The organism is Streptomyces sp. PKA51 (assembly GCF_057552455.1).
In genome coordinates, this window is sequence record NZ_BAAJPZ010000027.1 from 40,137 (window position 1) to 60,146 (window position 20,010).

General features: G+C 74.2%; 17 protein-coding genes. 6 read left to right on the forward strand and 11 right to left on the reverse strand.

From position 1 onward, the window contains the following. The first annotated feature begins 90 nt into the window (after positions 1 to 90). From AC27L3_RS27170 to AC27L3_RS27180, 3 genes are read left to right on the forward strand one after another with little or no spacing between them, the layout of a single operon-like run. Positions 91 to 1,068, forward strand: coding sequence for a glycosyltransferase family 2 protein (locus AC27L3_RS27170; protein WP_487236707.1), 978 nt, complete (start codon positions 91 to 93; stop codon positions 1,066 to 1,068). Continuing rightward, positions 1,068 to 2,420, forward strand: coding sequence for a polysialyltransferase family glycosyltransferase (locus AC27L3_RS27175; protein ID WP_487236708.1), 1,353 nt, complete (start codon positions 1,068 to 1,070; stop codon positions 2,418 to 2,420). The genes AC27L3_RS27170 and AC27L3_RS27175 overlap by 1 nt, the downstream gene beginning before the upstream one ends. Further along, on the forward strand, positions 2,417 to 3,523 hold the full coding sequence (locus AC27L3_RS27180) for an acyltransferase family protein (protein WP_487236709.1): 1,107 nt from the start codon (positions 2,417 to 2,419) through the stop codon (positions 3,521 to 3,523). Before AC27L3_RS27175 ends, AC27L3_RS27180 begins: the two co-directional genes overlap by 4 nt. On the opposite strand, the gene AC27L3_RS27185 is transcribed toward AC27L3_RS27180, so the two are convergent. After that, positions 3,509 to 4,153 carry a TetR/AcrR family transcriptional regulator C-terminal domain-containing protein gene (locus tag AC27L3_RS27185; RefSeq protein ID WP_487236710.1) on the reverse strand — a complete coding sequence of 215 codons (645 nt, stop codon included), beginning with the start codon at positions 4,151 to 4,153 and terminating at the stop codon, positions 3,509 to 3,511. The genes AC27L3_RS27180 and AC27L3_RS27185 overlap by 15 nt on opposite strands. Positions 4,154 to 4,233: 80 nt before the next feature. Between AC27L3_RS27185 and AC27L3_RS27190 the strand changes: the two genes are divergently transcribed. After that, positions 4,234 to 5,700 carry an FAD-dependent monooxygenase gene (locus tag AC27L3_RS27190; RefSeq protein ID WP_487236711.1) on the forward strand — a complete coding sequence of 489 codons (1,467 nt, stop codon included), beginning with the start codon at positions 4,234 to 4,236 and terminating at the stop codon, positions 5,698 to 5,700. 154 nt (positions 5,701 to 5,854) lie between these two features. Here the strand turns inward: AC27L3_RS27190 and AC27L3_RS27195 are convergent, their stop codons facing one another. Further along, positions 5,855 to 7,243, reverse strand: coding sequence for a GntP family permease (locus AC27L3_RS27195; RefSeq protein WP_487236712.1), 1,389 nt, complete (start codon positions 7,241 to 7,243; stop codon positions 5,855 to 5,857). 26 nt (positions 7,244 to 7,269) lie between these two features. Then, a complete protein-coding gene (locus AC27L3_RS27200; RefSeq protein ID WP_487236736.1) occupies positions 7,270 to 7,755 on the reverse strand; it encodes a gluconokinase in 486 nt (161 codons plus the stop codon). A 112-nt stretch (positions 7,756 to 7,867) separates the two neighbouring features. On the opposite strand from AC27L3_RS27200, the gene AC27L3_RS27205 reads away from it, so the two are divergent. Further along, positions 7,868 to 8,560, forward strand: coding sequence for a FadR/GntR family transcriptional regulator (locus tag AC27L3_RS27205; RefSeq protein WP_487236713.1), 693 nt, complete (start codon positions 7,868 to 7,870; stop codon positions 8,558 to 8,560). Positions 8,561 to 8,577: 17 nt separating this feature from the next. On the opposite strand, the gene AC27L3_RS27210 is transcribed toward AC27L3_RS27205, so the two are convergent. After that, a complete protein-coding gene (locus AC27L3_RS27210) occupies positions 8,578 to 9,996 on the reverse strand; it encodes an amidase (RefSeq protein WP_487236714.1) in 1,419 nt (472 codons plus the stop codon). Between the two features lie 221 nt (positions 9,997 to 10,217). On the opposite strand from AC27L3_RS27210, the gene AC27L3_RS27215 reads away from it, so the two are divergent. Continuing rightward, positions 10,218 to 12,461 (forward strand): HelD family protein, encoded by a 2,244-nt coding sequence (locus AC27L3_RS27215; RefSeq protein ID WP_487236737.1) that lies wholly within the window; start codon positions 10,218 to 10,220, stop codon positions 12,459 to 12,461. A gap of 65 nt (positions 12,462 to 12,526) precedes the next feature. On the opposite strand, the gene AC27L3_RS27220 is transcribed toward AC27L3_RS27215, so the two are convergent. The 7 genes from AC27L3_RS27220 to AC27L3_RS27250 form a co-directional block, all read right to left on the reverse strand. Beyond that, on the reverse strand, positions 12,527 to 12,742 hold the full coding sequence (locus tag AC27L3_RS27220) for a hypothetical protein (RefSeq protein WP_487236715.1): 216 nt from the start codon (positions 12,740 to 12,742) through the stop codon (positions 12,527 to 12,529). A 19-nt stretch (positions 12,743 to 12,761) separates the two neighbouring features. Next, positions 12,762 to 14,351 (reverse strand): acyl-CoA mutase large subunit family protein, encoded by a 1,590-nt coding sequence (locus tag AC27L3_RS27225; RefSeq protein ID WP_487236716.1) that lies wholly within the window; start codon positions 14,349 to 14,351, stop codon positions 12,762 to 12,764. Positions 14,352 to 14,621: 270 nt separating this feature from the next. Further along, positions 14,622 to 15,620 carry a hypothetical protein gene (locus tag AC27L3_RS27230; RefSeq protein WP_487236717.1) on the reverse strand — a complete coding sequence of 333 codons (999 nt, stop codon included), beginning with the start codon at positions 15,618 to 15,620 and terminating at the stop codon, positions 14,622 to 14,624. Continuing rightward, a complete protein-coding gene (locus AC27L3_RS27235) occupies positions 15,620 to 16,240 on the reverse strand; it encodes an RNA polymerase sigma factor (RefSeq protein ID WP_487236718.1) in 621 nt (206 codons plus the stop codon). Before AC27L3_RS27235 ends, AC27L3_RS27230 begins: the two co-directional genes overlap by 1 nt. Before the next feature lie 34 nt (positions 16,241 to 16,274). Continuing rightward, positions 16,275 to 17,120, reverse strand: coding sequence for a DUF4328 domain-containing protein (locus AC27L3_RS27240; RefSeq protein ID WP_487236719.1), 846 nt, complete (start codon positions 17,118 to 17,120; stop codon positions 16,275 to 16,277). Positions 17,121 to 17,265: 145 nt separating this feature from the next. Beyond that, on the reverse strand, positions 17,266 to 17,895 hold the full coding sequence (locus tag AC27L3_RS27245) for a hypothetical protein (RefSeq protein WP_487236720.1): 630 nt from the start codon (positions 17,893 to 17,895) through the stop codon (positions 17,266 to 17,268). Positions 17,896 to 18,106: 211 nt separating this feature from the next. Next, complete coding sequence (locus tag AC27L3_RS27250; protein WP_487236721.1) at positions 18,107 to 19,765, reverse strand: beta-N-acetylhexosaminidase; 1,659 nt, start codon at positions 19,763 to 19,765, stop codon at positions 18,107 to 18,109. Positions 19,766 to 20,010: the final 245 nt, after the last annotated feature.

Consider the following 20,010-nt stretch of genomic DNA (forward strand, 5'->3'; position numbering starts at 1 on the left):
AAGGTGGTTCATCGATCCGCCGCGCTTCGTTCACTTCCGATTCCGCCCACTGTCAGGGCGAATGCCGGGGCAGGGCCTAATGTGCGGCGCGTGGTCAAGCTCTCGGTCATCGTGCCGTTCTTCAACGTGCAGACATATGCCGCCGACACACTGAGAAGCCTGGAGGCGAACAGTTTCGAGGGTGTCGAATTCCTGCTCGTCGACGACTGTTCGACGGACGGCACGGCGGCCCTGCTGGAGCGGGCCGCCCGCCGGCTGCCGGGCGCCCGGCTGCTGCGGCACGTGCACAACGAGGGGCTGGCCACGGCCCGCAACACCGGGCTCGACGCGGCGCGCGGGCAGTACGTCACCTTCCTCGACGGCGACGACTGGCTGGCCCCCGGCCACTACGGGCGGCTGCTGGCGGCGGCCGAGGAGCTGGGCGTGGACTTCGTGCGCACCGACCACGTGCAGTGCACCGGCCGCGCCCGGACCGTCCAGCGGGTGCCCGTGGGCCCGCGCGGGGTGGCGCTGGCGCCGCGGGAGGCGATCCTGCCGGCCGACCGCTCGACCTCCGTCGACTATCCGTACGCCTGGGCCGGCATCTACCACCGGCGGCTGCTGGAGGCGGGGCTGCTGCATTTCGTGCCCGGGCTGCGCACCGCCGAGGACCGGCCGTGGATCTGGCGTCTGCACCGCGAGGCGCAATCCTTCGCCGTCAGCGGACTGCTGGGGGTTTTCTACCGCCGCGGTGTGGCCACCTCGCTCACCCAAATCGGTGACGAACGCCAACTCGATTTCCTTTGCGCATTCGACCGGGTAATCGAGGAGACGGCCGCCGACCGGGACGCCGGAGAACTCCTGCCGAAAGCCGTGCGCACCTATTGCGCGATCATTTCCCACCACCTCGGGAACATCGAACGATTCGAACCCGCGGTCGCCCGGAAACTGCGCGCGCGAAGCGCCGCCGCCCTCCGACGCCTGCCCCGGCCGCTGGTGGACGGCGCGCTGGACGCCATGGACACGGACCGCGCCGTTCCGCTGCGCCGGCTGCGCCGCCGCCCGTTCGCCGCGAAGGCGGCCGCCTGATGCCGGCGCCCGCGCCGCGCCGGCGCACGCAGCTGTTCCTCGCCTCCACCCTGTACGGCGCCGCCACCCTGGCCGCCGCCCTCGACGCCGGGCTCTTCCCCGCCGCCGACCGCCGCCTGCTGGTGGTCGCCAACACCGCGGCCGTGCCCGAGACCACGCCCGCCTTCGACACCGCCCCCGGCTTCGAGCGGCTGCGCTCCCGCTTCGACGGCGTGCTGTCGTGGAACGAGGCGATCGCCCCCCTGCACCCCACCGGCTGGTCCCCGCGCCCGGACGACGTCCCCCTGTGGGAGCGGCACCTGCGGCTGCTGTGGGGGCTGGAGGCGGACGAGATCTCCCTCGCCCTGGAGTCCCTGCAGGTCAGCCCGGCCCTCGCGGTGGCCCAGGTGTTCGCGGACGCGGCCCTGGACGTCTACGCCGACGGGCTCATGAGCTACGGCCCCACCCGCAGCAGACTCGACCCGCTGATCGGCACCCGGGTGGGCCGCCTGCTCCACCTCGATCTGGTGCCGGGCCTGGAACCGCTGCTGCTGACCGAGTTCGGCGTGCCGCGGGTGATCGTGCCGGGCGAGGTCTTCACCAAGGTGCTGGCCGAGCTCGCGGACGCGTGCGCCGCCGGGCTGCCCGCCGCGCCCGAGGGCGCGGCCCTGGTGCTCGGCCAGTACCTGTCGGCCCTGGACATCCTCTCCGCCGAGGAGGAGGAACGCCTGCACGTGCGCATGCTGCGCGGCGCGGTCGGCCGCGGGCACCGCGACGTGCTCTTCAAACCGCACCCCTCGGCCCCGGCCCGCTGGTCGACGCTGCTGGAGGAGGAGGCGCAGCGGCTCGGCGCCCGGCTGACCGTCCTCGACGCGCCCGTCCTCGCCGAGGTCGTCTACCAGCGGCTGCGGCCCGCGCTCGTCGTCGCCTGCTTCTCCACGGCCCTGCTCACCGCGCGTGCCTTCTACGACCTGCCGGTGGCGCGCGCGGGCACCGGCCTGCTGCTGGAGCGGCTCACCCCGTACCAGAACAGCAACCGCATACCCGTCACGCTCGTCGACGCGCTCCTCGACGACATCGAGGAGCGCGTCGACAAAGGCGGCGCCCCGCCCCCGGCCGACCTCGAAGGACTGCTGGCCGCCGTCGGCTTCGCGATGCAGCCGCAGGTGCTGCCCGCGCTGCGCCCCGCCGCCGAGCGCTACCTCGCCGCCCGCCTCGACGCCCGTACCCGCCGCTACTTCAAACGGCGCCGCCTGACCGCGCTGGGCCTTCCCGGCGGCGCCGTCCCGGCCCCGCTCGCCCTGCTGTCCCGCAGCCCGCGCGTGCGCAGGCTGGTGCGCCGGGTGCGGGCCCTGCGCCGGAGGGCGGCATGACGCTTCTCGACGTCCCCGCGCAGGCCGCGCAACCGCAGCCGGAACCCGCCCGGCCCGCCGGGCGGCTGTACGCCCTGGACGGGCTGCGGCTGGTGGCCGCACTGATGGTGGCGCTGTACCACTACGGCGGCCGGGACGGGGACGTCTCGCGCGCCTGGGGCGCCTCGCCGCGCCACGAGTTCCCGCGACTCTCGACGGTGTTCGCCTACGGCTGCCTGGGCGTGCAGATCTTCTTCGTCATCAGCGGCTTCGTGATCTGCATGAGCGGCTGGGGCCGCCCGCTGCGCGCGTTCTTCGCCTCGCGCGCCGCCCGTCTCTTCCCCGCCTACTGGGCGGCCGTCGTGCTGGTCACGCTGGTCTTCGCGCTGCCGTGGGTGGCGTACAAAACGGTCTCCCCCAGCGACGCGCTCGTCAACCTCACCATGCTCCAGCAGCCCGCGGGCGCCGAGCGGGTGCTCGGGGTGTGCTGGACGCTGTGGGCGGAGGTGCGCTTCTACGCCCTCTTCGCGCTGTTCGTCGTGCTGCCCGGGGCCTCGCGCCGGCGCGTGGTGCTGTTCTGCGCGGTGTGGACCCTGATGACGGTCGTCACCACGGCGTCGCACGTGGAGTTCCTGCGGGTGGTGTTCATGCCGGAGCACGCGATGTTCTTCGTCGGCGGCATCGGCCTGTACCTGGTGCACCGCTTCGGCAACGACGCGACCGCCTGGGGCATCGTGGGCGTGAGCTTCCTGCTGGGCCAGCACTATGCGGTGGCGGGGCTGTGGCACCCGCCGGGCCCGGGCCACTTCTCGTACCGCTCGGCGTACGGCATCATCGCCGTCCTCGCCCTCGGGTACGCGGCCGTCGCGGCGGTGGCCACGGGCCGCACCGGCCGGGCCCGCTGGCGGTGGCTGCCGTTCGCGGGCGCGCTGACGTACCCGTTCTACCTGGTGCACGAGCACCTGGGGTGGGTGGTGATCGGCGCCCTGCACCGGGGGCTGGGGATCCCGTCGTACGCGACGTTCGCGCTGACGCTGCTGGTGATGCTGGTGACGGCGTGGGCGCTGCACCGGTTCGTGGAGCGGCGGTTCACCCCCCTGCTGCGCAGGTCACTGAGCGGGTAGCAGGGTCGCCTCGATGCCGGCGACGACGGCCCGCAGGCCGGTCTCGAAGCCCGCCTCCAGGTCGCCGAACACCTCCCAGCCCGCCTCGGTGGCCAGCGGATGCCCCTCGATGCGGCGGGCGCGCTCGCTCAGGTCGTAGACGGGGTCGCGCTCCCCGCCGGGCACGGGGTAGACCGACTGCTCCTCCATGACGTGACCCATGGTGTACGTGTTGACGGTGAACCAGGCGCGGGCGGCCGTGCGCGGCGTGAAGCCCGCGGCCACCAGCACCTGCATCGCCCTCTCCAGCGGTCCCGCATAGCTGTCGTCCGTGAAGCGGGTGCCGCCGAAGACCTTGGCGCCGTCGCGGTACTCGAGCAGGGCGCGGCGCTGCACCCGCGCGCAGTCGGCCAGGAACTCCCGCCAGTCGCCCCGGTCGAGGGCGGTCAGGTCGTCCGCCATGCGACGGAAGATCACCGTCGCCATCTCGTCGAGCAGTTCCTGCTTGTTCTTGAAGTGCCAGTACAGGGCCGGGGCGCGGCAGTCGAGTTCCTGGGCGATCCGGCGCAGGGTCAGGCCCTCCAGGCCCACGTCGTTCAGCAGCCGGAGCGCGGTGTCGGCCACGAGGGACCGGTCGATGCGAGAAGCCACGCTTGACACCTTAACGCCGTTCAGTTCAGGCTGACAGCGCCATGAACTTAACAACGTTAAGCGAAAGGGAGGGGCGCCCCATGGACGCCGAGCACACCGAGGTCCTGATCGCCGGAGCCGGCCCCACCGGCCTCGTCCTCGCCATCGACCTCGCCCGCCGCGGCATACCCCACCGCCTCGTCGAACGCTCCGGAGCCACCTTCCCCGGCTCCCGGGGCAGCGGCATCCAGCCGCGCACCCTCGAAATGTTCGACGACCTCGGCGTGGTGGAAGCCGTCCTCGCCGACAGCGGCCCCATCAAGCCCCTGCAGATGTGGGACGGCCCCCGGCGCGGCGAAGCCCGGCCCCTGGCCGAACCCGCCGCCGACTCCCCCGGCATCCCCTACCGCACCGCGCGGCTGCTGCCCCAATGGCGCACCGTCGCCATCCTGCGGGCACGCCTCGAAGAACTCGGCGGACGCGTCGAGTTCGACACCGAACTCACCGGCTTCCACCAGGACGCCGACGGCGTCACCGCCACCCTCGGCACCGGCGCCACCGTACGAGCCCGCTACCTCGTCGCCACCGACGGCGGACGCAGCACCGTCCGCAAGGCCCTCGGCGTGCCCTTCCACGGCAACGACGTCGCCAGCGGCGGCGCCGTCATCGCCGACCTCGTCCTCGACGGACCCGACGCCGGCGCCCTCGACACCGACCACTGGCACATGTGGCCGCGGGCCGAGGGCGGACTGGTCGGCATCAACCAGCTGCCCGGCGCCGCCTCGAAGCAGACCATCATCATCTTCGAGGACCCCGACCGCGACCTGTCCGTCGAACACGACGCCACGCCCGAGGCGCTGGGACGACTGCTGACCAAACGCACCGGACACCGGCTCGCGGTCCGCGAGGTCCACTGGGCCTCGGTCTACCGGCCGCGCGTGGCCATGGCCGAACGCTTCCGCGTGGGCCATGTACTGCTGGCCGGCGACGCGGCCCACGTCCACCCGCCGTCCGGCGGCCAGGGCCTCAACACCAGCGTCCAGGACGCGTACAACCTGGGCTGGAAGCTCGAAGCCGTCCTGCGGCGCGGAGCCGACGACACGCTGCTCGACACCTACGACGAGGAACGGCGCGGCATCGCCGGCGGCGTCCTCGGCCTCTCCCAGCGCGTCTTCCGCGCCGACCGGGCCGACGGGGGCTTCTCCGTCCGCGGCCCCGAGACGCACCAGCTGACACTGGGGTACCGGGGCGCGGCGCTCAGCCGCGAGACCCGGCGGGGGCCGGGCCTCGGGGCCGACGCCCTCACGGCGGGCGACCGGGCGCCGGACGCGGACGGGGTGCTCTTCGATGCGTTCCGGGGGCCGCACTTCACGGTGCTGGTGGTGGGGGACGAGGCGCTCACGGTCCCGGTGCCGGAGTGGGTGCGGGTGTGCCGGGTGCCGGCGGAAGGGTTCGTGAAGGAGACCTACGGGCCGGGGGTGTTCGTGATCCGGCCGGACGGGTACGTGGGGTTGGCGGCGGACGACGCGGCGGGTGTGGGCAAGTACCTGCGGGTGGTGGGCGGGTAGCCCTGCGGGCGGCCGAGCCCCTGTCCCGCCCTTTCACCGTTTCCCGGGGGCAAGCCCCCCGGACCCCCGGACCGGGCTTCGCCCGGTGTCCTCAAACGCCGGACGGGCTGATTTCAGCCCGTCCGGCGTTTGAGGACCGGGGTCGCCGCAGGCGCTACAGCACCGTCGACAAGCCGAGCACGCTCACCAGCCCCGTCACCGAGACCACCGTCTCCATCAGGGACCACGTCCGCACCGTCTCCCCCACCGTCATCCCGAAGTACTCCTTCACCATCCAGAACCCCGCATCGTTCACGTGCGAGAAGAACAGCGAGCCCGCCCCCACCGCCAGCACCAGCAGGGCCGTGTGCGTCGTGCTCATGTCCGCCGCGAGGGGGGCGACGAGGCCGGCGGCCGAGATCGTGGCGACCGTCGCGGAGCCGGTCGCCAGGCGGATGGCGACGGCGATGAGCCAGGCCAGGAGCAGCGGGGAGAGGGACCAGTCCTTGGAGATCTCCAGGATCATCCGGCCGACGCCCGCGTCCACGAGGGTCTGCTTGAAGCCGCCACCGGCACCGACGATGAGGAGGATGCCGGCGATGGGGGCGAACGCCTTCTCGACGGAGGCGGGGACGGAGTCCGTGGCGCGGCCGAGCGTGGCCATGCCCACCAGGACGGCCAGCAGCAGTGCGATCAGGGGTGAGCCGATGACGTCGGCCGCGCGCTGTACGGGGTGGTGGGGGTCGTCGACGACGACGTCCGTGACGGCCTTGGCCAGCATGAGGGCCACCGGCAGCAGCACGGTCGCGACGGAGGCGGCGAAGCCGGGGCGGGGGCGGTCCGGCGCCTGCTCCGGGGCGTCCGGTATCAGCGCCTGCGGCGGCGCGACGTCCACCCACCGCGCCGCGTACCGCGCGAACAGCGGCCCGGCGATCACCGCCGTCGGCACGGCGACCAGGACGCCGAGGGCGAGGGTGACGCCGAGGTCGGCGCCGATGGCGTCGACGGCGGCGAGCGGTCCGGGGTGGGGCGGGACGAGGCCGTGCATGACGGACAGGCCGGCCAGGGCGGGGATGCCGATGCGCATCAGGGAGTGGCCGCCGCGCCGGGCGACGAGCAGGACGACCGGTACCAGCAGCACGATGCCGACCTCGAAGAAGAGGGGCAGTCCGATGACGCCGGCGATGAGCACCATGGCCCAGGGCATGGTGCGCGTGCCGGCCCTGGCGAGGATGGTGTCGACGATGCGGTCGGCGCCGCCGGAGTCGGCGAGCAGCCGGCCGAGGATCGATCCGAGGGCGATGAGCACGCCGACGCCCGCGACGGTCGAGCCGAGTCCGGTGGTGAAGGAGGTGACGGTCTTCTCCAGCGGTGCGCCGGCCGCGACGCCCAGGACGAGCGTGCCGACGGTCAGGGCCAGGAAGGCGTGCAGTTTGAACCGGCCGATGAGGACGACGATGACGGCGATGCCGACGAGCACGGCGATGCCGAGCCGGGCATGGCCCGCGGTGGTGATCGGTGCGGCGGGGGCCGCGGCCAGCATCTCGACGCTGAGAGGGCTCACGGGGCTTCCTCGGGGGTGTTCGGGGGTCAGGGGAGTCTGGTCAGGGCGGCGACGGCCCGTTCGGCCACGGTCAGGGGGCCGGGCGCGACGTCGACGGTGACGCCGGCCTCGTCGGCCGCGAGGGGTTCGAGCGTGGCCAACTGCGAGTCGAGCAGGCCGGGTTTCATGAAGTGGCCGGTGCGGGCGGCCATCCGGGCGGCGACGAGGTCGCGGTCGCCGGTGAGGTGGAGGAAGACGGTGCCGGGGGCGGCGGCGCGCAGCCGGTCGCGGTAGGCGCGTTTGAGGGCGGAGCAGCTGACGACGCCGCCGCGGCCGTGGGCGGCCTGTTCGTGCAGCCAGGCGCCGACGGTGTCGAGCCAGGGGGCGCGGTCGGCGTCGTCGAGGGGGATGCCGGCGGTCATCTTGGCGATGTTGGCGGCGGGGTGGAGGTCGTCGCCGTCGGCGTACGGCATGTCCAGGGCCCGGGCCACCAGGGCGCCGACCGTGCTCTTGCCGGTGCCGGAGACGCCCATCACGACAATGCTCTTCACCCGGCCACCCAAACGGATGAGTACGACTTATTCAAGCCACTGTGATGTAAACGTCATACTTATTGCGCTGAGTGGTGGCCCGTACGCTGGGCGCATGGACAACGGACTGCACGCCCGGGTGCTGGACTCCCTGGGGCCCGCGATCACGGCCGGGGAGTACCCGCCCGGCAGCGTGCTGCGCACCGACGAGCTGGAGCAGCGGTTCGAGGTCTCGCGCACCGTCGTCCGCGAGGTCATACGCGTCCTGGAGGCCATGCGCCTGGTCGCCTCCCGGCGCCGGGTCGGGGTGACCGTCCGGCCGACCGAGGAGTGGAACGTCTACGACCCCCAGGTCATCCGCTGGCGGCTGGCCGGACCCGACCGCCCGCGCCAGCTGCGCTCGCTGACCGTGCTGCGCTCGGCGATCGAGCCGGTCGCCGCCGGGCTGGCGGCGCGGCATGCGACCGCGGAGCAGTGCGCGGAGCTGACCGAGCACGCCCTCGGCATGGTCGCCACCTCGCGCGGCCAGCAGCTGGAGGGGTATCTCGTCCACGACGTCGCCTTCCACCGGGTGATCCTGCAGTCCTCGGGGAACGAGATGTTCGCGCAGCTCGGGGACGTGGTGGCCGAGGTGCTCACGGGCCGCACCCGCCATCACGTGATGTTCACCGACCCCGACCCGGCCGCGGTCACCCTGCACGTGCGCGTGGCCGAAGCGGTGCGCGAGCACGACGCGGGGCGGGCGGAGGCCCTGACGCGGGAGATCGTCACGGGCGCGATGGCGGAGCTCGACGTCCTCGCCCCGTAGGGGCGCGGGGAACTGCCCTAGCGCGGGTGGCCCGGCGGCCAGCTGTCGTACCAGCGCTGGTCGGCCTCCAGCTGGGCGGCCAGGGAGATCAGCAGCGGTTCGCTGTTGGAGGGGCCGAGCAGCTGGACGCCCGTCGGCAGCCCCTCCTCCGTCAGGCCCGACGGCACGCTGACCGCCGGCCAGCCGAGGACGTTCCACGGCCAGGCGTACGGGCAGGCGGCGATCATGCGGGAGTTGGTGTCACGGTTGCGCAGCCCGGCCAGGTCGCCGGTGCGCAGCGGCGGTACGGCGGTGGTCGGGGTCAGCACGGCGTCGAACCGCCAGAACAGCTCGCCGATCCGGCGCCGCAGCGGCGCCTCCGCCGCGCGGGCCGCGCGCAGCACCTCGCCGCCGAGGAGCAGCCCGCCGCGCGCGTTGGCGCGCGTACGGGCGTCGAGCAGCGCGCGGTCGGGCACGCGCGCCGTCCAGTCGCGTACACCCGCCATGGAGCGGGGGACGAAGGCGAGCCCGATGGGCCCGTAGCGCAGCTCCTCCTCCACCACCTCGTGCCCGAGGAGGGCCAGCCGGTCGGCGATGCGCAGGGTCGCGGCGCGCACGGCGGGGTGCAGCCAGTGGCGTACGGCGGCGAAGGCGGGGCGCAGGGAGAGGGCGATGCGCAGCCGGCGGCGGGGCTCGTGGCCGGCGGCGGCGAGGACGTCGACGGCGGGCGGGCGGTGCAGGTCGCCCTCGTGGGAGCCGGCGGCGGCGTGCAGCAGCAGGGCGGCGTCGGCGACGCTGCGGGCCAGCGGCCCGTCGCAGGTGATGCCGCGGAAGGCCTCGCGGTGGGGCCAGGTGGAGATGCGGCCGCGCTGCGGCTTGATGCCGACCAGGTGCGTCCAGGCGGCGGGGATCCGGATGGAGCCGGCCCCGTCGGAGCCGAGGGCCGCGGGGACGAGGCCGGCCGCGACGGCGGCGGCGGAGCCGCCGGAGGAGCCGCCGGGGGTGTGCTTGAGGTTCCAGGGGTTGCGGGTCACCCCGAAGGCGGGGCCGTCGGTGACGGGCCACTGGCCGAGCTCGGGGGTGTTCGTCTTGCCGACGACGACGGCGCCGGCGGCGCGTAATCGGCGCACGGCCTCGCAGTCGGTGCGCTGCGGCGGGAAGATCCCGGGGCAGCCGAAGGCGGTGGGTTCGCCGGCGAGGTCCATGTCGTCCTTGACGGCCACGGGCACGCCCAGGAGCGGCAGGCGTTCGCCGGCGGCAAGGCGCTCGTCGGCCGCGCGGGCCTCCTGGAGCGCCCGTTCGGCGCGGACGAGCCGGAAGGCGTTGATCGTGCTCTGGGTGGCCTCGATCCTGCGCAGGGCCCGCTCGACGAGCTCGCGCGCACTGACCTCGCGCTCGGCGAGGGCCCGGGCCTGGGCGGCGAGGCCCTCGGGCCATTCACTTCCGTAACCGGTCACGGGGGTTCCCTTCCCGTGGCCGAACTGGTGTTAACCGTACGGGCGTTTGCCGCGGCCGCCGGGCTCCGCGAACAACAAAAATCCCCGACCGAAATCCGGCCGGGGTATATTGGTTGTTTCCATGCCTGAGGCCCAACTCAACGCATGGGGAAGCTTGATGAGGCCATCATATCCGTGCGGGAGCCGAATTGTCAATCGCCGAAACCGCGGTGAACGCGGAAATGCGTCGTGAGCAGGAATTCATCGACCTGCTGCACGAACGCCTCACCGAACTGCGCACCCGGTCGGAAGCCGCGCTGCGCGCAGCGCTCGTGCCCGCCGGGAACACCTTCCAGGCGCGGCTGGAGCGCGACGTGCTGGTGGCCGAGCAGACGGGGCTGCTGGCGGCCTTCGACGCCGGGGAGCACGGGCTGTGCTTCGGCCGCCTGGCCTTCCGCGACGGGCGCGACCACCACATCGGCCGGATCGGCATCCGGCGCGACGACCCCGACCGCACGCCGCTGGTCGTCGACTGGCGCGCCGAGATCGCCCGGCCGTTCTACCTGGCCACCGGGCACACGCCCATGGGGCTGCGGCGCCGCCGGCACATCGGCATGCAGGGCCGGCGGGTCACCGCCCTGCACGACGAGATCCTGGACCTGACCGACACCGAGCGCACCGGGCACGAGGGCAGCGACGCCGACGCGGTGCTGCTCGCCGCGCTGGACGCGGCGCGCACCGGGCGGATGCACGACATCGTGCAGACCATCCAGGCCGAGCAGGACCGCATCATCCGCGCCCCGCACCGCGGCGTGCTCGTCGTGGAGGGCGGCCCCGGCACCGGCAAGACCGTCGTCGCCCTGCACCGGGCGGCGTACCTGCTCTACGCCCACCGCGAGCAGCTCGCCCGGCGGGCCGTGCTGATCGTCGGCCCCAACCCGGCCTTCCTCGGCTACATCGGCGAGGTGCTGCCCTCGCTCGGCGAGACCGGCGTCCTGCTGGCCACGCCCGGCGAGCTGTTCCCCGGGGTGCGGGCGACGGCGGCGGACACGCCCCGCGCCGCCGAGGTCAAGGGCCGGGCCGCGATGGCGGACGCCCTCGCCGCGTACGTGCGCGACCGGCAGGTCCTGCCCGACCCGGAGCTGCGCATCGCGCACGAGGACGGCGAGCTGCTGCTGACCGCGGACATCGCCCGCGCGGCCCGGCAGGCGGCCCGCGCCACGAAGCTGCCGCACAACCTCGCCCGCCCCTACTTCGCCTTCCACGTCATCGACGCACTCACCGCCCAGCTCGCCGACCGGATCGGCGCCGACCCCTACGGCGGGCCCAACTTCCTCGGCCCCGACGACGTCGCCCAGCTCGGCAAGGCCGTCGCGGGCAGCAGCGAGGTGCACGCCGCGATCGAGGAGCTGTGGCCCTCCCTCGTCCCGCAGCAGCTCGTCGCGGACTTCCTCGACGAGCCCTGCCACCTGCCCGAGGCCGACGCGGAGGCCGTCCGCCGGCCCGCGGCCGGCTGGGACGGTTCCTGGACGCCCGCCGACGTGCCGCTGCTGGACGAGGCCGCCGAACTCCTCGGCGAGGACGACTCCGCCGCCCGCGCCGCCGCCGAGGCCGAGCGGCAGGAACGCATCGCCTACGCCCAGGGCGTGCTCGACCTGTCGTACGGCTCGCGCACCCAGGAGTTCGAGGACCGCGAGGACGAGGACTCCGAGGTGCTGGCCGCGCACGACCTGGTCGACGCCGAGCGCCTGGCCGAACGCCACGAGGAGGCCGACCACCGCAGCGCCGCCGAGCGCGCGGCCGCCGACCGCACCTGGGCATTCGGCCATGTGATCGTCGACGAGGCGCAGGAGTTGTCGGCGATGGCCTGGCGGCTGCTGATGCGCCGCTGCCCGACCCGCTCGATGACGCTCGTCGGCGACCCGGCCCAGACCGCCGAACCGGGCGGCGTCGGCTCCTGGGAGGCGGCCCTCGCGCCGTACGTCGGCGACCGCTTCGAGCATGTGCGCCTGGGCGTCAACTACCGGACGCCCGCGGAAATCATGGAGGTCGCGGCGGCCGTCCTGCGCGCGTCCGGCGACCCCGCCGCCGCTCCGCCGCGCTCGGTCCGCTCGACGGGCGTACGGCCCTGGGCGCTGCACACCACCGACGTCCCCGGCGCGGTGGCCGCGGCGGTGGCCCGGGAGGCGGACGGGACCGGCCGCCTGGCGGTGATCGCCCCGGCCCCCCTGCTCCCGGCCCTGGCCGCGGCCCTGCCGGACGCCTCGTGGGGCCCGGCCCCCGACCTGACGCGCCCGGTGGTCCTGCTGGACCCGCGCCAGGCCAAGGGCCTGGAGTTCGACACGGTGCTCGTGGCGGAACCGGCGGAGTTCGGCGGCAGTGACCTGTACGTCGCCCTGACCCGGGCGACGCAGCGCCTCGGCGTGATACACGCCTCCCCCCTGCCGACGCCGCTTGCGGACTCCCTGACAGCTCCCCGAAGTTGACCGTTCGCCCCGTCAGGGGCGCGGGGAGTTCCCCGCGCCCCTGACGGGGCCCGTACCGGCTGCCGCTAGAACAGCTGCTGCTGCCCCTGCATCGGGGGTTCCTCCGGGTCGAACAGGCGGGGTTCCGTCGCGAGGAGGGGGGCCGAGCGGCGCGAGCCCGGGCAGGAGATCAGCTCGTACGTGGCCACGCGGCGGCCCGGCGGGTCGTGGCGGGCGTAGCGGCCGCCGACGACGGCGATCTCTCGGGAACAGACGGGACAGCTGCGGCGCGGGGAGGACATTCCACCAGTGTCTCCCACCTCAGTGCATGCCGGAGGGCGTGTGGGAGCCCCACACCTCGCGCAGGGCCCCGCACACCTCCCCCACCGTCGCCCGCGCCCGCAGGGCCTCCTTCATCGGGGGGAGGACGTTCCGCGTGCCGGCGGCGGCCGTGCGCAGGTCGGTGAGGGTGCGTTCGACAGCCGTGGCGTCGCGGTCGGCGCGCAGCCGGGCGAGCCGTTCGCGTTGCCGGGCCTCGATGGCGGGGTCGACGCGCAGCGGTTCGTACGGTTCCTCCTCGTCGAGGCGGAAGCGGTTGACGCCGACGACGATCCGCTCGCCGCGGTCGGTCTCCTGCGCGATGCGGTAGGCGTTGCGTTCGATCTCGTCCTTCTGGAAGCCCTGTTCGATGGCGGCCACGGCGCCGCCGCGGCCCTCCACTTCGTCCATCAATTCCAGTGCGGCGAATTCGAGTTCGTCGGTGAGGGTTTCGACGGCGTAGGAGCCCGCGAAGGGGTCGACGGTGGCGGGGACGTCCGTCTCGTACGCCAGGACCTGCTGGGTGCGCAGCGCGAGCCGGGCGGCTTTCTCCGTGGGCAGGGCGATGGCCTCGTCGTAGGAGTTGGTGTGCAGCGACTGGGTGCCGCCGAGGACGGCGGCCAGTGCCTGGACGGTGACGCGGGCGAGGTTGACCTCGGGCTGCTGGGCGGTCAGCTGCACGCCCGCGGTCTGGGTGTGGAAGCGCAGCATCTGCGACTTGGGGTCGTGGGCGCCGAATTCGTCGCGCATGATCCGGGCCCAGATGCGCCGGGCCGCGCGGAACTTGGCGACTTCCTCCAGGAGGGTGGTGCGTGCCACGAAGAAGAAGGAGATCCTGGGCGCGAAGTCGTCGATGTGCATGCCGGCGGCGAGGGCGGTACGGACGTAGGCGACGGCGTTCGCGAGCGTGAAGGCGACCTCCTGCACGGGCGAGGCGCCGGCCTCGGCCATGTGGTAGCCGGAGACGGAGATGGTGTTCCAGCGCGGCAGCTCGGAGCGGCAGTGGGCGAAGATGTCGGCGGTCAGGCGCAGGGAGGGCTGGGGCGGGAAGATGTAGGTGCCGCGGGCGATGTACTCCTTGAGCACGTCGTTCTGCACGGTGCCGGTCAGCCGCTCGCCGGGTACGCCCTGCTCCTCGGCCACCAGCTGGTAGAGCAGCAGCAACAGGGCCGCCGGGGCGTTGATGGTCATGGACGTGGAGACCTCGTCCAGCGGGATGCCGTCGAAGAGCACCCGCATGTCCTCGATCGAGTCGACGGCGACGCCCACCTTGCCGACCTCGCCCGCCGCCTGCGGGGCGTCGGAGTCGTAGCCCATCTGCGTCGGCAGGTCGAAGGCGACGGACAGCCCGTGCCCGCCGGCGGCGATGAGCTGCCGGTAGCGGGCGTTGGACTCGGCGGCCGTGCCGAAGCCGGCGTACTGGCGCATGGTCCAGGGCCGGCCGGTGTACATGTCCGGGTGGATGCCGCGGGTGTACGGGTACGCGCCGGGGGCGCCGAGCCGGTCGGCGGGGTCCCAGCCGGCGAGGGCCTCGGGGCCGTAGACGGACCGGACGGGCAGCCCGGACTCGGTCGATCGCGCTCGGGTCGTCATGGTGCACGCCTCCCGCTCTCCGTCGGAGGCAGCGTCCGGGCCGTGCGTTCCGGGGCTTCGGCCGGCCCCGGGCCCGGGCCTCCGCTTGGACTGTAGCGGCCGCGCGGGCCCGGTCCGGGCCGCCACGCACCGGTGACCAAACCGGGCGTGCGAGGGGGGCGCGGGCAGGACCGGGGGAAGAGCCCCGCCCGCGCCTCAGGGCGCGTGGAGCCGGCTTTGCATGGGGGGAACTCCGGCTCCTGCGCAGCCGATGACCAGTCGGCTCATTTCCTACAGCGTCGTGGTGCCCGAAAGTGTCACACCCTGGGCGAGGGCGGGCTGGGAGACGTCCGGACGGGGGAGGCTGCGGTTGCGCGGAGCGCCGCCGCGCAGCAGGTCGTCCAGGCCGGAACCGCCGCCCGTGGTGCCGGTGTCGAGCCCGGCGAGCAGGCGCTCGCAGTACGCGCGCACGGCGCCGGCGCCGCCGCCCGCACTGCGTTCCAGGGCACGCACGCCGTCCTCGTCGACGCCCTTGCCGCCGCCGGTGCGCTTGCCGTCGGCCAGGAAGTCCCGGCACAGCTGGGCGACCGTGGCGCGGGCGCTGCCGGTGACGTCACCGGTGGTGTCCTCGCCGGTGCCCTTGCCGGGCTTGCCGTCCTCGCGCCGGCTGGGCGAGGGCCCGTCGGGGCCGGGCTCGATGCTCGGCCCGCCGGGCTTGCCCGCGCCGCGGCCCGGGGTGCCGGATGCCTCGGGGCTGCGCCCGGGGCGCGGGCCGGGCGTGCCGCCGTGCGAGGGGCCGGGGGTGGCGGGCGCGGTGGTGCGCGGGCCGCCGCCGTCGGCGACGGCCACGCTGGCGGTGGGCGCCGGCTCGCCGTCGGACCGTCCGAAGGGCCCGGGCAGCACCCCGGCTCCGGCCGCGACGGCCACTCCGCCGACCGCGCACCCGGCGAGGGCCAGCGCGAGCGCCTTGGTGGGCCGGTCGAGGAACGCCCGTACGGCGGCGAACGGCGTGCGCCGCACGGGGGCGCCGGCTTCGGAGCGGGCGGCGGCACGGGCCTCGCGGAAGGCGGCCAGGGCCGCCTCCTCGCCGGGCAGCGGGGCATCCGCGGCGCGCGCCGCCGTGCCCGGCGCACCGGCCGGTTCCGTCAGGGCACGCAGGGCCGTCGTCAGCCGGTCGGCGGTGGCCCGGGCGTCGGCGGGGGCGGTGCCGGAGAGGTGCTCGCCGCGCAGCAGTCGCTCCACGGCGTCGTCATCCAGCCAGCCCTGCTCGTACCGGTGGTCGTCCGCCATCACATGTCCTTCTGCGTCCGCATGCGCAATTGCGTCACACCCGCGGAAGCATTTGCTCCGCCGGCGCCCGCCCCCGCCGTCACCATCTCGGCCAGTCGCCGCAGCCCGCGGTGCGCGGCGGTGCGCACCGCCCCCGGCCGCTTGCCCAGCACCCCGGCGGCGCTCTTGGCGTCGAGGCCGACGACCACGCGCAGCACCACGGCCTCGGCCTGGTCCTGCGGCAGCTGGGCGATGAGGGCGAGGGTACGCCCGGTGCCGAGGGCCTCCAGCGCCTCCCCGGCGGTGTCCGCGTCGCCCGCGCGGCCGGCCAGTTCGCTCTCGTCCCCGCCGATGAGGGGGCGCCGGCCGCGCATCCGTATGTGGTCCAGCGCCCTGTTGCGGGCTATGCGGGCGGCCCAGCCGCGGAAGCGGTCGGCGTCGCCGGTGAAGCGCTCCAGGTCACGGGCTATCTGCAGCCAGGTCTCCGATGCCACGTCCTCCGCGTCGGCGTCGCCGACGAGAGTGCGCACGTATCCGAGCAGCCGGGGGTGCACGCTCCGGTAGACCGTACGGAATGCCGTCTCGTCCCCGCTCTGCGCCGCACGCACGGCGGCGGTCAGCTCAGCGTCGTCCCCCTGCACGGTCACATCCTGCACCACGGTTCGTGCCTGCGGTTCAGGAGGCCGCCGGACCGGCGCCGTACGGTCCGTAGGGGGAAGGGGTCGGGGGGTGCACCAGGGCCCGCTGCTCCTGCATCCGCGTCAGCTGCCGCACGACGAGGATCGCCAGCGGCGCGGCGGCGAGCAGCAGCAGGGAGGAGAAGGCGTCCAGGACGAGGGAGGTCTTCATCAGCTCGACGCCGTCGCGCCAGCCGCCGTAGTCGAGGCCGCGGAGCTTGACCGTGGCGGCCCGGTCGAAGACCGTGCTCACCGCGTCGACGCCGAAGGACGTCACCCACAGCACCCACCACCAGTTCAGCAGCGCCTTGGGCGCGGCCTGGGGGCCGGCCGGCGAGCTGGCCCGGTAGAGGTCGTTGGCGATCTGCTTGGGGAACCACAGGTTGACCACGGGCGTGAACCACGCGCCCGCCGCCCAGCCGGTGCCGAAGCGGTGCGTACCGGGCGCAAAGATCTCGGCGTTGACCCGCATCCGGCGGAACCACACGGCCCACACCGCCGCAGTGGCCGCGAACAGCAGGAAGTGGACGACCCCGACACCGGTGGCGAAGGCGTCGGCGTCCTCCAGCGCCTGCCGGCCGGCCTCGTCGAGCGACCCCGTCCGCAGCAGCTTCTCGCACGCGCTGCGTTCCTTGCCGGCCGCCGCGATGTCGAACAGCAGCACCAGCATCATGGCCGAGAGCAGTACGGTCAGCGCGATGCGCAGCCCCCGGCGCAGGTCGATCCCGCCGACCCGCGGCATGCCGGGCATGCCGGGCATGCCGGGCACACCCGGGTACGGGTAGGGGGCGGGCGCCTGCTGCTGGTACGCGCCGCAGGCGGCGCACCGGCCGTCAGGACTCACGGCAGTGGCGCGGCAGTGACCGCACGGATACATCGGTGAGGACTCCCAGGGGTAGTGCCATGAGCGGGTGATACTACGCGCCCGAGATTGTCTGTCCCCCACTGTGATGAAATTTCGTCCCCCGGCGCTGTAGGAAGTGCGGGCCTCACCAGGGTTCGCAGCGGACGGCGGTCGGAGCCTCTCCTGTGGGGGGTGGCGGCTCCGGCCGTCCCCGTCCCGCCACCGCACACGCGGGCAGCGCCTCCTCCACCATGCCGAGGCCGGCGAGGAGTTCGCGGAACAGCCCCACCACGTCCGGCCCCGGATCGGCGGCCAGCACCCGCGCCAGCACACCGGCATCCGTCACCCGCCCCGCCGCGGCGGCCCAGGCCGCGCAGTGCGCGGCGGCCGTGCGCGGCGCCGGAAAGATGTCGTCGGGCCCGAGCCCGGTCCCGGCCAGATGCCGCGCCAGGGCCACCCGGCCCAGACAGGCCGCCCACGGCGTGCCGGCGGGCACGGCACCGAAGACCACGGCACAGTCGCCGGCCAGCACACCGGCCGCCAGCGCGGGCGCGCCGGTGTCGTCGGCGAGGGCCCGCACGAGGTCGTCGACGGAGGCCACGGCGTCCTCGACGGCCGGACGCAGCGGCTCGGGCGCCATGCGGCACCACATCTGCCAGCCGTCGGCGAACGCGGCGGCCGGGACGAGGTGGTCACGCCCCGTGGCGAGGACCGGACGAGCGGCCAGGGCCCGGTCCCCGCCACGGCCGACTAATAAGTGCCCCCAGAAATCCATGGACTGCGTCCCTTCTCGCGGAGTGCCTCCGGCAGGTACAGCGCGCCGCGGGTCTCTTCCGTCACTCGCGTCACGGCGCCCCGTCAGGGGCGCCCCGCAGGGGCGCGGGGAACTGCGCGATCAGCCACCGACGGCCTGCAGCCGAAGCACGGCACTCATCTGCGGGCGCGTCGTGGCTTGTCGCGCCGTTCCCCGCGCCCCTTTGGGGCGCCTAGCGGCGTACGCGGCCCGCCAGGGAGCGGAAGTCCGCCCAGGGGCGGGACGGCGGCCGCGGGTCCCAGACGCGCTGGGCCACCGCGGCCAGCGGTACGTGGATGCCCGCCGCCACCTGTTCGGGCGTCTGCGCCCCCGCGCGATCGCACCACACGGCCAGCCGTCCGCCGAGGACCCGGTCCGGTCCCGCCGCCGACGCGGCCGCCGTGCCGCGCAGGACCGCCGGCCCCCACCCTCCGTAGATCCGTTCCCCGGTGGGGTAGCGGAAGTCGTTGGGTTCGCCGAGCACGTAATAGAGGAACTCGTCGTTCAGATTGACCAGCGTCCGTCCCTCGTTCAGGTAGTCCTGCGGGTTCCGTGCCCCGTTCTCCTTGCCCGTCCAGTACTCGACTTCGATGGATTTGTCGGGCACGACGACTCCGTCGGGGAAAAAGCCGTCGTTCCATGCCTTGGGCGTCCGACCCAGGGAGCGCACGACGGCGGCCCGGTCGTTGAGCCATCCGGTGGCGAGGTCCTGCACCTTGGCCCGGGACCCGTACTTGCGGCGGGCGGCGTCGGCCAGGCCGGGGTAGGAGGTCTGGGGGTCACGGGCCATGAGGGCCCGGTATTCGTCGGCGCCGAGGTGGAACCACCGTCCGGGGAAGAGCGGCGCGTACTCCCGCAGGAGGTCGTCGACGATCCGCGCGGATTCGGGGTTGGAGATGTCGACGGCTCCGCGTGCGACCGCCCCCGTGGCGTCCCGCAGCTGCAGCCCGGGGTGGGCGGCGATGACCGCCCCGAGGTGTCCGGGCGAGTCGATCTCGGGGACGACCGTGATGTGCAGTGACTGGGCGAGCGTGACGATGCGCCGTACTTCGGCCTTGGTGAGGTGCTGCTGGGAGACGATCTCGGGGTGGCTGGAGCTTTCGATGCGGAAGCCCTGGTCGTCGGAGAAGTGCAGGCCGAGCTGGTTGAGCTTGAGGTCGGCCATTTCGCGCAGACGGGCCTCGATCCAGTCGGCGGGGAAGTGCTTGCGGGCGATGTCGAGGTTCAGGCCGCGCTGGGGGCGGTCGGGGGCGTCCTTGACGACGCCTTCGGGGAGTCCGCCGCCGGTGCGCACGGCCTGGACGACGGTGCGGGTGCCGTAGAAGAGGCCGGCGTCGCCGGCGGCGGTGATGGTGACCTTGCGGCCTTCGGTGGTGAGCTCGTACGCCTCGGGGCCGCCGGCCTGTCCGACCCTGGGCACGAGCTCGACGTCGCCGGCCCGGGCGGGGCCCCGGTCGAAGGCGAGGCCGAGGTCGCCGGCGAGGAGGCGGGCCTCGTCGGCGGCGGGGCCGTCGGGGTCGGCGACGACGCGGGCGCCGCGGACGGGCCGCCAGCCGGGCCCGTCGCGCCGGTCGTACTGGCGTACGGCCGGCACGGTGGCGGGCACCGCGGCCGGGACGGGGGCGGGTTCCGCGGCGGCCGCGCCGCCGGTGGAGGCGGTGGAGGCCGGGGCGGAGGCGCTGCCGCCCTGGGGCGAGCGGGCGTCGTCGGTGCCGGAGGGGTGGACGGCCCCCTTGCCGGGGCAGCCCATCAGGGTCATCGTGGCGAGCAGGCCGAGGGTGGCCACCGTCCCCCGGACGGCGGACGCCCGCGTGATCCTGACGGGGCGTTCCGTGGAACCAGTGGAGCCCATGGAGTGAACCTCCCCATTGGTGCCTTCAAGAGGAAGATATGGCTTTTCTTCCCATCTGTCCGCCGTTCCCCTCCGGACACGCCGGGATGCACCGGACAAGCCACCCCGGGGCCCACTCCCCGGTTCCCCGGCGTCCTAGGCCGTACGTGCCTGTTTGATCACACCTCCGCCACCCCGGGGGACCGAACCGACAAGGCGTCGCTACGATGGCCAGGGCCGGTGGACCGTACCCGGCCGGGCCCGAC

Coding starts and splice junctions, on each gene's coding strand:
- AC27L3_RS27205 (WP_487236713.1), top strand. CDS start 7,868: ATGGACAACGGACTGCACGCCCGGGTGCTGGACTCCCTGGGGCCCGCG.
- AC27L3_RS27190 (WP_487236711.1), top strand. CDS start 4,234: ATGGACGCCGAGCACACCGAGGTCCTGATCGCCGGAGCCGGCCCCACC.
- AC27L3_RS27250 (WP_487236721.1), bottom strand. CDS start 19,765: ATGGGCTCCACTGGTTCCACGGAACGCCCCGTCAGGATCACGCGGGCG.
- AC27L3_RS27175 (WP_487236708.1), top strand. CDS start 1,068: ATGCCGGCGCCCGCGCCGCGCCGGCGCACGCAGCTGTTCCTCGCCTCC.
- AC27L3_RS27220 (WP_487236715.1), bottom strand. CDS start 12,742: ATGTCCTCCCCGCGCCGCAGCTGTCCCGTCTGTTCCCGAGAGATCGCC.
- AC27L3_RS27180 (WP_487236709.1), top strand. CDS start 2,417: ATGACGCTTCTCGACGTCCCCGCGCAGGCCGCGCAACCGCAGCCGGAA.
- AC27L3_RS27225 (WP_487236716.1), bottom strand. CDS start 14,351: ATGACGACCCGAGCGCGATCGACCGAGTCCGGGCTGCCCGTCCGGTCC.
- AC27L3_RS27200 (WP_487236736.1), bottom strand. CDS start 7,755: ATGGGCGTCTCCGGCACCGGCAAGAGCACGGTCGGCGCCCTGGTGGCC.
- AC27L3_RS27215 (WP_487236737.1), top strand. CDS start 10,218: ATGCGTCGTGAGCAGGAATTCATCGACCTGCTGCACGAACGCCTCACC.
- AC27L3_RS27245 (WP_487236720.1), bottom strand. CDS start 17,895: ATGGATTTCTGGGGGCACTTATTAGTCGGCCGTGGCGGGGACCGGGCC.
- AC27L3_RS27230 (WP_487236717.1), bottom strand. CDS start 15,620: ATGGCGGACGACCACCGGTACGAGCAGGGCTGGCTGGATGACGACGCC.